Raw genomic sequence first — 12,983 nt, forward strand, 5'->3', positions numbered from 1 at the left:
AGCGTGAAAGCGCAGCGAATACTCGTCGGCCTGGTGGTGGTGCTGCTGCTGGTCACCGGATGTGGCGGCCGCACCGGCCCCGGCACCGAGGAAACGGCGGTGGCCCAGACCGCCACCTCGGGCGACTTCGGCGATCTGAAGGGTGTGTGCGGTACGGGCAAGCCCTCCGGCACGCCCGCGCAGGGCGTCACCGCCACGGAGATCAAGGTCGGCGTCTTCACCGATATGGGGTTCACCAAGAACTCCGAATTCGTCGACGCGGCAAAGGTGTTCACCTCGTGGTGCAACGCGGCGGGCGGTATCAACGGCCGCAAGATCGTCACCGACACCCGCGATGCCAAACTGATGGAAGTCCGCCAGCGCATGCTCGACTCCTGCCGGGAGGATTTCGCGCTAGTGGGCGGCGGTGCGGCATTGGACGGGCTGGGCACGAAGGAACGTCTCTCATGCCTGCTACCCGACTTCCCCGGGCAGATCTCACAGCAGCAGAACGTGCAGTCGGATCTTCAGTACAACGCCTCGGCCAGCGCGTACGTGAACTATTTCCAGTACACCGGCTACTACCACTGGTTGCTGAAGGAGGCGTATCCGGGATCGGCGGGCGCGGTCGGCATGATCAACGGCGATTCCCCCGTCACCAAGGTCCTGGGGGACAAGTTCTCCGAGGCGATGATCGCCGGCGGTGCGAACTTCGTCTACAACGATCTGTACCCGGCCAGCGGCGTCGCGGACTGGACGCCGTACGCCCAGGCGATCAAGAGCAAAGGCGTCAAAGGCCTGATGTTCCTGGGGGACTGGCGGCAGCTGACGAAGCTCGAGGACGTCCTCACCGGCATGGACTACAAGCTGGACTGGATCGACGCGAACAACAACGCCTACAACCGATCCTTCCTCGACACCGCGGGCAAATCGCTCAGCTTCCAGAACAATCTCGCCGACCTCGGCGGCACCGTCCCGGCCGAGAGCCCGACCTCGTCGCCGGCGACGCAGCAATTGCTGGACCTGTACAAGAAGTACGCGCCGCAGGCGGATATCACCATGCCCACCCTGCGCGCCTTCTCCGCCTGGCTGCTGTTCGCGAAATCCGCGGCGAGCTGCGGTGATCAGCTCACCCGCGCCTGCCTCATCGCGGCCGCGGGCAAGGAGACCGCATGGACCGGCGGCGGGCTGAACGCGCCCAATGTCGTCGCCGATCGCGAGGTACCGCCCAAGTGCTTCAACGTGGTTCAGGCATCGGCGCAGGGCTGGAAGCCCGCCGATTTCAAGCCGAACCAGGGTGAGTTCCGTTGCGACGTACCGGCCTTCCGCTACACCGGTAGCTACGACCGCCCGCTCACCCTCGCCGATGTCGGCAAGAGCCTGAGCGACGTCAAGTAATGGAACAGTTCATCACCTTCGGGCTCGTGGGCCTGAGCACCGCGGCCATCTACGCCGTGATCGGCAGTGGTCTGGTGCTCACCTACACCACGACCGGCGTCTTCAATTTCGCGCACGGCGCGGCCGGGATGATGGCGGCCTTCACGTACTGGCAGTTGAGCATCGGCTGGGGCGTTCCGGTCGTGATCGCGCTGCCGCTCGTATTGCTGGTGCTCGCACCGCTTTCCGGGCTGGCGGTGGAGCGGGCGATGCGCTCGGTGCAACGCCTGGGTGAGGCCGAACGCCTGGTGATGACGGTGGCCCTGCTGAGCGGGTTGATCGCCGCGGCACGATGGATCTGGGATCCGAACAAGGCACGCACCCTGCCCGCCTTCTTCGCCGAGGTGACACCGCTGCATCTCGGCTCGGCCACCATCACCTGGCATCAGGCCCTGACCATGGCGGTCGCCGTCGCGGTCGCGATCGGACTGCGGCTCCTGCTGTTTCGCACCCGCACCGGCGCGGAGATGCGCGCCGGCGTGGACGACCGGGCGCTGGTCGGATTGACCGGCGCCGACCCGGTGCGCGCGAATCGGGTGGCCTGGATCCTGGGCATCGAGCTGGCCGCCATCGGTGGAATCCTCATCGCGCCGATGGTGAACCTGGATGCGGCGCAGCTGTCCCTGCTCATCGTGAGTGCCTATACCGCAGCGGTTTTCGGCCGATTGCACAGCTTGCCGATGACCTTCCTCGGTGCGATCGTGGTGGGCTGTCTGGAGAGCTACCTCGCCGGATACCTGCCGCAGAACGCGTATCTGCCCGGTCTGCGGCTGGCCGCGCCCGCGCTGCTGCTGTTCCTCGCGCTGCTGGTGTTCCCACACGGGCGCTTGCGCGGACGGGACCGGCAGCTGAGCCAGGTGCCGACGCCGACCGTGCGCGGCACCCTGCTGTTCGGCGCGGTGACGGTGACGTTCGGCCTCGTCCTGGCCACCGTGCTGGGGGAATCCGATCTGATTTCCTACGGACGGATCTTCGCCTTCGGTGTGATCGCGCTGTCGTTCGTGCCGCTGGCGGGATACGCCGGGCAGCTGTCGCTGTGCCAGTTGAGCATGGCCGGCATCGGGGCCATCGCCTACGCGCATCTCGGCCCGCACGGCCAAGCCTGGGCGCTCCCGGCGGCCGTGCTGATCGCGGCGGCGGCCGGAGCGGTAATAGCCCTTCCGGCACTGCGACTTTCGGGTGTGTACCTGGCGCTCGGCACGGCCGCGTTCGCGGTGGTGCTGGATCGCTGGATCTTCACGCTGCCGTCGTTCGAACTCCTCGGCGTCCGGATCGCACTGTTCGATCAGGGGTCGATCGAGTTGACCGGGCCGGGGATCTTCGGATTTCAGTTGGACACCACCGCGGAGATCACCGTGTTCGCGGCGATCTGCCTGGCGCTGGCCGGACTCGGCGTCGCTCTGCTGCGGCGCGGACGCTTCGGCCGCCGCCTGATCGCGCTGCGCGACAGCGAGGCCGCCTACGCCACACTGGGCGGAAACCCGTTGCTGGCCAAGGTGTCGGTGTTCGCGCTGTCCGCGGGTATCGCCGGACTCGGGGGCGCGCTGTACGGCATGCAACTGCGATCGGTCACCGCCGATCAGTTCAATTTCGTTGCGGGCCTGCCGATCTTCCTGGTCGCTGTCTTCGCCGGGCTGGGCGCGATCGGAACCGGGCTCTTCGTCGGCGTGGCGCTGTTCGGGCCGCTCACGGCGGTGCCGGTGCTGTGGCCCTCGACCCAGAACATCATCGAGGTGGTTCCCGCCCTGGCCGGCATCGCGTTCGGCGGCGGCGTGGTTCGCGCCGGCGCGGTGGCACGCATTCGTGAGGGCTGGAATCCGGCACTGCGCCACCGGCTGTCACTGGGACTGCTGCTGGGCGTACCCGTACTGCTGTGGCTGCTGCGCCTGGCCGAGGTCATCGACGGCTGGATGCTGTTCTTCGGCTCGCTGATCGCCGCGCTGGTCGTTCGCGGCTGGGCGCGCTCGCGGGAGCGACCCGCCGCGGAACCCGATGTGCCCGTGGAGTGGTGGGGTGTGCGCCGTCCGTGGCGCGCACAGGATCGGGAGGTGCTCGACCATGCCGTCACTACTGGAAGTTGAGGGCGTGCGCGTCACCTTCGGTGGCCGTCACGCCCTGGACGGCGCCGGGCTGATCGCCGAGCGTGGCCGCATCACCGGCTTGATCGGACCGAACGGCGCGGGCAAGAGCACGCTGTTCGACGTCGTCTGCGGTCTGCGCCGGCCGTCCGCGGGCACGGTCCGGCTCGACGGCCGGGACATCACCCGGATGGGTCCCACCCGGCGCGCACGTCACGGGCTGGCGCGCACCTTCCAGCGGCTGGAACTGTTCGGCCGTCTGACGGTGCGCGACAATCTGCTCGTCGCAGCCGAATTGGGGCCGAATCGCAGGCAGGCGACGGCCACCGTGACCGGCATCATCGAGCGGCTCGGACTCACCGGCGTCGCGGACACCTGCGCCGATGACCTGCCCACCGGGTCCGCTCGCCTGGTCGAGGTCGGGCGAGCCATGGCCGCGCGGCCCAGCCTGCTGCTGCTCGACGAGCCGGCCGCGGGCCAGGACGGCGCGGAGACCGAGCGTTTCGCGACCCTGCTGCGCGCGCTCGCCGCGGACGGCACCGCGGTCGTGCTCGTGGAGCACGACATGGGATTGGTCATGAGCGTCTGTGACGAGGTGTACGTGCTGGATCTGGGCAAGGTCATCTCCTCGGGCCCGCCCGAGGTGATCCGCCGCGACGACACCGTCCTGGCCGCGTATCTGGGGGACGTATGAGCGCCCTGCTCGAATTACGCGGCGTCCGTGCCGCTTACGACGCGATCACCGTCCTGCACGGTGTCGATCTGAGCGTTGAACCGGGACAGGTGGTGGCGCTGCTCGGCCCCAACGGCGCGGGCAAGACCACCACGTTGCAGGTCGCCGCGGGCGTGCATCCAGTGGCGTCGGGCCACCTGCTGCTGGGCGGGCGCGAGGTCACCGGTGCGAGCCCCCGTGACCTGGCGCGCGCCGGCGTCTGCCTGATACCGGAGGGCCGGGGCGTGTTCCCGAACCTCTCGGTGCGGGACAACCTGCTGATGATGACCTTCACCGGTCACCCGCTCGAGCGGATCGAGGAGATCGCGTACGCGCGGTTCCCGATCCTCGCGCAGCGGGCGAATCAGATCGCGGGCACCATGTCCGGCGGCGAGCAGCAGATGCTCGCGCTGGCCCGTGGTCTGGCCACCGAACCGGCGGTGCTGCTGCTGGACGAATTGTCCATGGGCCTGGCCCCGCTCGTGATCGGGCAGCTCTACGACCAGGTCGCCGAGATCGCGCAGACGGGTGTCGCGGTGCTGATCGTCGAACAGTTCGCGGCCGCCGTTCTCGATATCGCCGACCACGCCGCGGTTCTGGTGCGCGGGCAGATCGAACACCAGGGCAGTCCGGGCGACGGACTGCGCGAGGAATTGGCCGCTCTCTACCTAGGAAGTTCCGTATGACCGAGACACGCGCGGACCGCTTCGTCCGCGAGATAGCCGAACTGAAGATCCCGGATCCGGCCGCCGGCCGCAACGGCCTCTGGTTGCGACTGGGCGTCACTCTGCTGGTGGGTGGGCCGGTACTGGCGCTGCTGGCGTACCTGATGTCGCACAACACCTCCGATCCGCTGGTGCAGCGGGACGCGATCACCATCGCCCTGGCGGGTGTCGCGGTGAGCGTGGTGGGCGCCGCGGTGTTCCTGCGCTATTCGCTGACCGGCGTGCTGCGTTTCTGGATGGCCCGGCAGTCCTTCGATCTGGCCCAGCTCGCGGATCGGTTGCCCGGGAAGGAGATCGAGCATGACGACATCGCCACTGCGGCCCGGTGAGCAGCTCGCCAGCACCGTCTGCGGTACCAGGGTGGTCACCGTGCGGGTGCCCGCCGCCGCGGCTCCCACGCTGACCTGCGGTGGCGCCCCGATGGTTGCGGCCAACGGCGCGCCCAAGGTCCCGGATTCGGACCCGGCGGTGACCCTCATCGGCAAGCGGTATGTCAACGCCGACGAGTCGGTCGAAGTGCTGTGCACCGCACCCGGATCGGGTGCGCTGAGCTGCGACGGCGAACCGATGACCATCAAGGCCGCCAAAGCCCTGCCCGCATCGGACTGATGGCGCGATCGCGAGAATGAAGGAGCCGATATGTCCGGGGGCATGAGTTTCGAGCTGACCGAGGATCAGCAATTGATCCGGAAATCCGTCGGCGAACTGCTCAAGAAGTTCGACGACCACTACTGGTCGGAAAAGGATCGGGCACACGAATTCCCGACCGAGTTCTACGAGACGGTCGCACGCGGCGGCTGGCTCGGCATCACCATTCCCGAGGAGTACGGCGGCCACGGTCTCGGCATCACCGAGGCGTCGCTGCTGGCGGAGGAGGTGTCACGCTCCGGCGGCGGAATGAATGCCGCGAGCTCCATCCATATGTCGATCTTCGGCATGCAGCCGGTGGTGGTGCACGGGTCACCCGAGCTCAAGCAGCGCACGCTGCCTCGCATCGCGCGCGGTGAACTGCATGTGTGTTTCGGAGTGACGGAACCCGGCGCGGGTCTGGATACCACCCGCATCACCACCTTCGCGCGCCGCGACGGCGATCACTATGTGGTGAACGGTCGCAAGGTGTGGATCTCGAAGGCGCTGGAGTCGGAGAAGATCCTGCTGCTGACCCGCACACAGCACTATGACGACGTGGCCAAGAAGACGGACGGCATGACGCTGTTCCTCACCGATCTGAACCGCGACCATATCGATATCCGGCCGATCGCGAAGATGGGCCGCAATGCCGTCAGCTCGAACGAGCTGTTCATCGACGATCTGCGAATTCCGGTGGAGGACAGAATCGGCGAAGAGGGCCGGGGCTTCGAGTACATCCTCGACGGCCTGAATCCGGAGCGCATGCTCATCGCCGCCGAGGCGCTGGGCCTGGGCCGGGTCGCGCTCGACCGCGCCGTGAAATACGCGAACGAGCGCGAGGTCTTCGGCCGGCCCATCGGCATGAACCAGGGCATTCAATTCCCGCTGGCCGATTCGCTGGCCCATCTGGACGCCGCGGAACTCGTACTGCGCAAGGCGACCTGGCTCTACGACAATGGAAAGCCCTGCGGGCGTGAGGCGAACACCGCCAAATACCTCTGCGCCGAAGCCGGATTCACCGCGACAGATCGCGCACTGCAAACACACGGTGGCATGGGCTACGCCGAGGAATACCACGTGGCCCGCTATTTCCGTGAGGCGCGCGTCATGAGAATCGCGCCGATCAGCCAGGAAATGATCCTGAACTACCTGGGATCGCACACTTTGGGAATGCCGAGGAGTTACTGAATGCCAAGCAGGAATGGACTTTTCGATCTGACCGGCCGCGCCGCGCTGGTGACCGGCGCGGCCGGCGGTATCGGCTCGGCCGTCGCGGCGGCGCTGGCGCACGCCGGGGCCGCGGTCCTGGTGACCGATATGAACGGTGCCGGGGCGGCGTCCGTCGCGGAGAAGATCGTCGCGAACGGCGGTGTGGCACAGAGCTTCGCGCTCGATGTGTCCGACCGTGCGGCCGCGGACGCGGCGGCCGCACAGGCCGCCGCCCTGGCCGACGGCACCCTGCACATCGTGGTCAACAACGCGGGCGTGACCGATCCGGCCATGTTCGCCGCCACCACAGCGGATTCGGTGCGGCGGCTACTGGAGATCCACGCGATCGGCACGTTCACCTGTTCGCAGGCCGCCCTGCCCTTCCTGCCGACCGACGGCACCGGTCGCATCATCAATGTGACCTCGTCGGCGGGCATCGTCGGCACGCTGGGTCAGATCAACTATTCCGCGGCCAAGGCCGCCATCATCGGCATCACCAAATCGCTGGCGCGAGAACTGGCGCGCAAGCAGATCCTGGTGAACGCGCTCGCGCCGTTGGCCGCGACTCCGATGACCACCACCATCCGCACCGACGAGAAGTTCGCGGCCCAGATGCTGAATCGAATCCCGTTGCGGCGCTGGGCGGAACCCGAAGAGGTCGCGGGCGCGTTTGTCTTCCTGGCCTCCGATGCCGCGTCCTTCATCACCGGCCAGGTGCTGCCGGTGGACGGCGGCATGGTGATGTGATGGGTGAACCCGACCCCTCGGCCGGGCTTCGGTCACCGCGTTCGGATGCGCGCGGACCACTGGCGGGCGTCACCGTGATCGCCCTGGAGCAGGCGGTGTCCGCGCCGATGTGCACGCGCACCCTCGCCGACTTCGGCGCGCGGGTGATCAAGATCGAGAACCCCGAGGGCGGTGATTTCGCCCGCCACTACGACGACGTGGTGCACGGGCAGGCCGCGCATTTCGTCTGGGTCAACCGTGGCAAGGAATCGGTGACGCTGGATCTGAAATCGACTGCGGGCGTGGATATCCTGCACCGTATGCTGGCGAGTGCGGACGTGCTCGTCTCGAATCTCGCGCCGGGCGCGACAGGTCGTCTGGGCATCGCGCCCGACGAACTGTCCGTGCGGCATCCGCATCTGATCGCCGTCGAGATCGACGGCTTCGGCGCGGGCGGCCCGCTGTCGCACAAGCGCGCCTACGACCTGCTGGTGCAGGCCGAGGCGGGCGTCTGCGCGGTGACGGGTTCCCCGGGCGCTCCCGCCAAACCGGGACCGCCCATCGCGGACGTCACGACGGGACTGTATGCGGCACTGACGATTCTGGCTCAATTGTGCGAGCGCATGCGATCGGGTCCCGGGGTGGGCACGCGCATCGCGGTCAGCCTGTTCGACACCATGGCCGAGGTGATGGGCTATCACCTCACCTATGCCCGGCATACCGGGGTGGATCAGCAGCCGCTCGGCATGAGCTCACCCGCGGTGGCGCCCTACGGCTCCTACGCCACCGCCGACGGGCAGACCGTGGTGCTCGGCACGACGAACGATCGCGAGTGGCAGCGGCTGGCCCGGGAGATCCTGCGCCGTCCCGACCTGGCCGAGGACGACCGCTTCGGGACCAACTCCGGCCGGGTGCGGCACCGCGCCGAACTCGACGCCGCCATCGGCGCATGGTGCGCCCGGCACGATCTGGCCCGGATCCAGAAGGTCGCCGACGCCGCGGGCATCGGCAATTCCCGCTACAACCTGCCCAGCGAAGTCCTCGACCACCCCCAGTTGGTGGAACGAGATCGCTGGCGCACCGTCGACACACCCGGCGGACCGATTCCCTCCCTGCTGCCGCCCGCCATTGTGGAGGGCTTCGCCCCGCCCATGGGCGCGGTGCCCGGGCTCGGCCAGCACACCGACGCCGTCCTGGCCGAATGCGGTTTCGGCAGTGCGGAAATCGAGCAGCTGCGCGCGCAGGGCGCGATCGGCCGCGCTTATCGCTGACGCCGGCGCTCTTCTTCGGGAGGGCGCCACGACGTCACGCGCCGACATCGAGAGTGCGAGAGAAGATCATGACCGATGAACCCGATCTGCTGGTCGGTGACCATGACGGCGTGCGGACCCTGACTCTGAACCGTCCACGCCGCAAGAACGCCGTCACCTGGGACATGTGGGCACGACTGCGGGATGCCCTGATCGCCGCGGGCGATGATCGTGAGGTCCGCGCGCTGGTGATCACCGGAGCGGGTGGCGCGTTCTGCTCCGGAGCGGATGTCTCGGTGCTGACCGCCGGGCACCCGGCGCGAAAGATGCGGTTGCTGACCCAGGTCGCACTGCAACTGCACGAGTTGCCGATGCCCTCGATCGCGAAGGTGAACGGCGTCGCCGTCGGGGCGGGCTGGAACCTCGCGCTGGGATGCGATTTCGTCGTGGCCACACCGGAGTCCACCTTCGCGCAGATCTTCGCGCGCCGCGGTTTGTCGCTGGACCTGGGCGGCTCCTGGCTGCTGCCGCGGCTCGTCGGCCTGCAACAGGCCAAACGTCTTGCACTGCTGGCCGAGACGATCGACGCGAACCAGGCACGCGAGCTGAACCTCGTCACCCGGGTGGTGCCGGGCGCGGAGATCGACAATTACGTCACCGAACTGGCCACCCGTCTGGCCTCTGGCCCACCCGTGGCGCTGGCACAGACCAAGGCCCTGCTGAACGAAGGCGCGTCGGGCAGTCTGCGTGACGCACTCGCCGCCGAGGCCAGAGCCCAGGGCGTCAATTTCGCGACAGTCGATGCGCCGGAGGCGTTTTCGGCCTTCACGCAGAAGCGGGAGCCACGCTTCACCGGCGGCTGGGCTCTGGACGACCTCGCGAGCACCACACAGATTCCGGAACAGGAGAGCACACATGCGTGAAGTAGTCATCGCCGAGGCGGTCCGCACCCCCGTGGGCAAACGCAATGGGGGACTGTCCGCCACGCACGCGGCGGACCTGTCCGCGGTCGTGCTCGGCGCCCTGATCGAACGGACCGGCCTCGACCCGGCAGTGATCGACGACGTGGTGTGGGGCTGCGTCTCGCAGATCGGGGATCAATCCAGCAATATCGGCCGCTACGCGGTGCTGGCCGCCGGTTGGCCCGAGAGCATTCCGGGCACGACCGTGAACCGCGCGTGCGGATCCAGCCAGCAGGCTCTGGATTTCGCGGCGCAGGCGGTCATGTCCGGGCAGCAGGACGTGGTGGTCGCCGGCGGTGTCGAGGTGATGAGCCGGGTGCCACTGGGCGCGGCCAAGGCGGGTGGCAGCCCGTACGGTCCGAAAGCCCTTGCACGGTATGAGGACTTCTCGTTCAACCAGGGCCTGTCCGCCGAACTCATCGTCCGCAAATGGGGATTCACCCGGACACAACTGGACGAGTTCGCGGCCGTGTCGCACGAACGCGCCGCCGCCGCGCAGGACCGGGGCGCGTTCGAGTCCCAGATCGTTCCCGTCACCACCGAGACCGGAACCGTGACGGTGGACGAGGGCATTCGCCGCGGCACCACGGCGGAGAAACTGGCCACACTGAAGCCCGCGTTCGACGACGACGGAACCATCCACGCGGGCAACTCGTCCCAGATCTCGGACGGTGCCGCCGCACTCCTGGTGACCACGCCCGAACGCGCCCGGGAACTCGGCCTGCGACCCCTGGTGCGATATCGCGCGGGCGCCGTGGCGGGCTCGGATCCGGTGCTCATGCTCACCGGGCCGATTCCGGCGACCGAGAAGGTGCTGGCCAAGGCCGGGCTCGCGCTGGGCGAGATCGGCGTCTTCGAAGTCAACGAGGCGTTCGCTCCGGTTCCCCTGGCCTGGCTCGCCGAGACCGGCGCCGACCCGGCCAGATGCAATCCGCTCGGCGGTGCGATCGCGCTCGGGCACCCGCTCGGCGGATCCGGGGCGGTACTCATGACCCGCATGGTCAATCACATGCGCGACAACGGTATTCGCTACGGCTTGCAGACCATGTGCGAGGGCGGCGGCACCGCCAACGCCACCGTCGTCGAGCTCGTGTCCTGAAGGAGACCCCATGCGCAGGGATATCTACACTCCCGATCACGAGGCGTTCCGGCGGCTCGCCCGGGATTTCATCGACAAAGAAGTGGTGCCGAACTATCCGGCGTGGGAGAAGGCGGGGCAGATGCCACGCGAAATCTTCGAACGACTCGGTGCGCTGGGTCTGCTCGGCACCGCGATTCCGGAGGAGTTCGGGGGAGCCGGGCTGCCCGACTACCGCTACAACGCGGTGCTGCAGGAGGAAGCCCAGCGCGCCCTGGTCACCCTCGGCACCGTGCGCACCCAGATCGACGTGATCCTGCCGTACTTCCTCGAGTACGCGAACGCCGAACAGCGGCAACGCTGGTTCCCCGGTCTGGCCACCGGACAACTGCTCACGGCCGTGGCGATGACCGAGCCCGGCACCGGCTCCGATCTGGCGGGGATGCGCAGCACCGCCGTCCGCGACGGGGACGAGTACATCCTCAACGGCGCGAAGACCTTCATCACCGGCGGCCTGCTGGCCGATCTGGTGGTGGTGGTCGCCCGCAGCTCCACCGATCCGGACAACCGTCGCGCCGGACTCACCCTGCTGGTGGTCGAGGACGGCATGCCCGGCTTCGACAAGGGCCGGGTCCTGGAGAAGATGGGCTGCAAGGTGCAGGACACCGTCGAGCTGTCGTTCGACAATGTTCGTGTGCCGGTGGCCAATCGACTGGGCGAGGAGGGCGCGGCCTTCGGCTATCTGGGACACAATCTGCCCCAGGAACGGATGACGGTCGCGGTCGGATCGGTGGCCCAGGCTCGTGCGGCACTCACCGCCACCATCGAATACGTCAAGGAGCGCAAGGCTTTCGGCACGCCGGTGGCCTCGTTCCAGAACACCAAGTTCGAGCTGGCCGCCATGTCCACCGAGATCGAGGCCGCCCAGGCGATGGCCGACAACGCGGTTCTGGAACTGGTCGACGGCCGGCTCTCGGGTCCCGACGCCGCGCGGGTGAAACTCTTCGCGACCGAGGTCCAGGCCCGCACCGTCGACCGCTGCCTGCAACTGTTCGGCGGCTACGGCTACATGATGGAATACCCCATCGCCCGCCTGTACACCGACGCCCGTGTGGCCCGAATCTACGCCGGGACAAGCGAAGTCATGAAGGTCATCATCGCCAAGTCGCTGGGCGTCTGACGCGTGCGAGTGTCCGTGGCTTTCGTGGCCCGGACACCACAGCGCGGCACCTGACTGCGTCTGCCACACACAGGTTCCGTTCCGTGGCGATCCCTCCGCGGACGACGGTCGCCGGAATCGCAGGCGGCGGACCGTACCTCGCAACCGATCTGGGGTTGGTTCACCAGGAGGGCGACGGTCGGCCGTCGGTGTCGATCCGATGTGCGGGCCGCTCGAGTGCGCAGGCGTCGATGAGCGGGTCGAGTGCGCCGAGATCTCCGCCGAGCCGGGCCATGGCGGCGCGCACCTCGGCGACATCCTTGGTGAGGAAATCGGCGACCGCCGAGACGAATTCACCGATCGAGCCGCGCGCGGCAGCGCCGGCGAGGGCGCGACCGCCGGCGCTGCCGTGGGGGAGCGCGCGCAGTACGGTGGCCTCCTCGAGGCCGAGCCGGTCCGCGAGACGTGCGATTTCGGCGACCACGCCGAGTTGCGCCGCGAAGGCGGCGTTGTTGAGCAGTTTCACGCGCTGGCCCGCACCGAGCGGGCCGACATGCAGGATCGGATCGGCGTAGCAGGCCAGCAGCGGCCGGACCCTGCGCACCACGTCCTCGGCGCCGCCCGCGAACACGGTCAGCGTGCCCGCCTCGATATCGTGTGGCCCGCCGCTCACCGGAGCGTCCACGACATCGACGCCGTGATCTGCCGCGCGTTCGGCCACCGCCGTCATCGTGTGCGGTCCGGCAGTCGTGTGCACGATGAGCGTGGAGCCCGGCGGCATGGCCGAGAGCAGATTACCGTCGAGGCATACCGCCCGCACCTGTTCGTCGGTGAACACGCACAGGACGACGGCGTCGGCTCCCGATCCGGTCTCGGACGCCCGAGACACCACCGTCGCTCCCGACTCTGCCAGTGCCGCATGCTTTTCGGGGGTGCGACCGAGCGCCTGAACCGCGTGCCCCGCGGCGATCAGGCGCCGGATCATGGGAACACCCATGCGCCCGGCCCCGACGAATCCGATTCGCGTCACGGCGTCCT

At 68.2% G+C, this 12,983-nt stretch carries 13 protein-coding genes; 12 read left to right on the top strand and 1 reads right to left on the bottom strand.

Going from position 1 to position 12,983, the window contains the following annotated elements:
• Window positions 1-3: 3 nt before the first annotated feature.
• From NJ1_RS15125 to NJ1_RS15180, 12 genes are all read left to right on the top strand, one after another.
• Window positions 4-1,377, top strand: a complete 1,374-nt coding sequence (locus tag NJ1_RS15125) for an ABC transporter substrate-binding protein (RefSeq protein ID WP_067693686.1) — start codon at window positions 4-6, stop codon at window positions 1,375-1,377.
• Window positions 1,377-3,497 (top strand): branched-chain amino acid ABC transporter permease, encoded by a 2,121-nt coding sequence (locus NJ1_RS15130; protein WP_067693691.1) that lies wholly within the window; start codon window positions 1,377-1,379, stop codon window positions 3,495-3,497. Before NJ1_RS15125 ends, NJ1_RS15130 begins: the two co-directional genes overlap by 1 nt.
• Complete coding sequence (locus tag NJ1_RS15135; protein WP_067693694.1) at window positions 3,475-4,188, top strand: ABC transporter ATP-binding protein; 714 nt, start codon at window positions 3,475-3,477, stop codon at window positions 4,186-4,188. Before NJ1_RS15130 ends, NJ1_RS15135 begins: the two co-directional genes overlap by 23 nt.
• Window positions 4,185-4,892 (top strand): ABC transporter ATP-binding protein, encoded by a 708-nt coding sequence (locus tag NJ1_RS15140; protein WP_067693697.1) that lies wholly within the window; start codon window positions 4,185-4,187, stop codon window positions 4,890-4,892. The genes NJ1_RS15135 and NJ1_RS15140 overlap by 4 nt, the downstream gene beginning before the upstream one ends.
• A complete protein-coding gene (locus tag NJ1_RS15145; RefSeq protein ID WP_067693700.1) occupies window positions 4,889-5,260 on the top strand; it encodes a hypothetical protein in 372 nt (123 codons plus the stop codon). Before NJ1_RS15140 ends, NJ1_RS15145 begins: the two co-directional genes overlap by 4 nt.
• A complete protein-coding gene (locus NJ1_RS15150; protein WP_067693703.1) occupies window positions 5,232-5,540 on the top strand; it encodes a hypothetical protein in 309 nt (102 codons plus the stop codon). The genes NJ1_RS15145 and NJ1_RS15150 overlap by 29 nt, the downstream gene beginning before the upstream one ends.
• Window positions 5,541-5,570: 30 nt before the next feature.
• A complete protein-coding gene (locus NJ1_RS15155; RefSeq protein WP_067693706.1) occupies window positions 5,571-6,749 on the top strand; it encodes an acyl-CoA dehydrogenase family protein in 1,179 nt (392 codons plus the stop codon).
• Window positions 6,750-7,517 carry an SDR family NAD(P)-dependent oxidoreductase gene (locus NJ1_RS15160; protein ID WP_067693709.1) on the top strand — a complete coding sequence of 256 codons (768 nt, stop codon included), beginning with the start codon at window positions 6,750-6,752 and terminating at the stop codon, window positions 7,515-7,517.
• On the top strand, window positions 7,517-8,767 hold the full coding sequence (locus NJ1_RS15165) for a CaiB/BaiF CoA transferase family protein (protein ID WP_067693712.1): 1,251 nt from the start codon (window positions 7,517-7,519) through the stop codon (window positions 8,765-8,767). The genes NJ1_RS15160 and NJ1_RS15165 overlap by 1 nt, the downstream gene beginning before the upstream one ends.
• Window positions 8,768-8,835: 68 nt before the next feature.
• On the top strand, window positions 8,836-9,669 hold the full coding sequence (locus NJ1_RS15170) for an enoyl-CoA hydratase/isomerase family protein (RefSeq protein WP_067694011.1): 834 nt from the start codon (window positions 8,836-8,838) through the stop codon (window positions 9,667-9,669).
• Window positions 9,662-10,807 carry a thiolase family protein gene (locus tag NJ1_RS15175; protein WP_067693716.1) on the top strand — a complete coding sequence of 382 codons (1,146 nt, stop codon included), beginning with the start codon at window positions 9,662-9,664 and terminating at the stop codon, window positions 10,805-10,807. Before NJ1_RS15170 ends, NJ1_RS15175 begins: the two co-directional genes overlap by 8 nt.
• 10 nt (window positions 10,808-10,817) lie before the next feature.
• Window positions 10,818-11,966, top strand: a complete 1,149-nt coding sequence (locus NJ1_RS15180) for an acyl-CoA dehydrogenase family protein (protein ID WP_067693719.1) — start codon at window positions 10,818-10,820, stop codon at window positions 11,964-11,966.
• A gap of 160 nt (window positions 11,967-12,126) precedes the next feature.
• Here NJ1_RS15180 and NJ1_RS15185 read toward each other — a convergent pair whose 3' ends face one another.
• Window positions 12,127-12,975: an NAD(P)-dependent oxidoreductase gene (locus tag NJ1_RS15185; protein ID WP_067694014.1), complete on the bottom strand. Its 849-nt coding sequence runs from the start codon at window positions 12,973-12,975 to the stop codon at window positions 12,127-12,129.
• Window positions 12,976-12,983 lie beyond the last annotated feature (8 nt).

The sequence above is a fragment of the Nocardia jejuensis NBRC 103114 genome, from assembly GCF_001613145.1.
GTDB classification, from domain to species: domain Bacteria; phylum Actinomycetota; class Actinomycetes; order Mycobacteriales; family Mycobacteriaceae; genus Nocardia; species Nocardia jejuensis.

Excerpts from the sequence above, each read along its gene's own strand:
- NJ1_RS15170 (WP_067694011.1), top strand. The coding sequence starts at position 8,836 with ATGACCGATGAACCCGATCTGCTGGTCGGTGACCATGACGGCGTGCGG.
- NJ1_RS15130 (WP_067693691.1), top strand. The coding sequence starts at position 1,377 with ATGGAACAGTTCATCACCTTCGGGCTCGTGGGCCTGAGCACCGCGGCC.
- NJ1_RS15160 (WP_067693709.1), top strand. The coding sequence starts at position 6,750 with ATGCCAAGCAGGAATGGACTTTTCGATCTGACCGGCCGCGCCGCGCTG.
- NJ1_RS15150 (WP_067693703.1), top strand. The coding sequence starts at position 5,232 with ATGACGACATCGCCACTGCGGCCCGGTGAGCAGCTCGCCAGCACCGTC.
- NJ1_RS15175 (WP_067693716.1), top strand. The coding sequence starts at position 9,662 with ATGCGTGAAGTAGTCATCGCCGAGGCGGTCCGCACCCCCGTGGGCAAA.
- NJ1_RS15140 (WP_067693697.1), top strand. The coding sequence starts at position 4,185 with ATGAGCGCCCTGCTCGAATTACGCGGCGTCCGTGCCGCTTACGACGCG.
- NJ1_RS15155 (WP_067693706.1), top strand. The coding sequence starts at position 5,571 with ATGTCCGGGGGCATGAGTTTCGAGCTGACCGAGGATCAGCAATTGATC.
- NJ1_RS15145 (WP_067693700.1), top strand. The coding sequence starts at position 4,889 with ATGACCGAGACACGCGCGGACCGCTTCGTCCGCGAGATAGCCGAACTG.
- NJ1_RS15135 (WP_067693694.1), top strand. The coding sequence starts at position 3,475 with ATGCCGTCACTACTGGAAGTTGAGGGCGTGCGCGTCACCTTCGGTGGC.
- NJ1_RS15180 (WP_067693719.1), top strand. The coding sequence starts at position 10,818 with ATGCGCAGGGATATCTACACTCCCGATCACGAGGCGTTCCGGCGGCTC.
- NJ1_RS15165 (WP_067693712.1), top strand. The coding sequence starts at position 7,517 with ATGGGTGAACCCGACCCCTCGGCCGGGCTTCGGTCACCGCGTTCGGAT.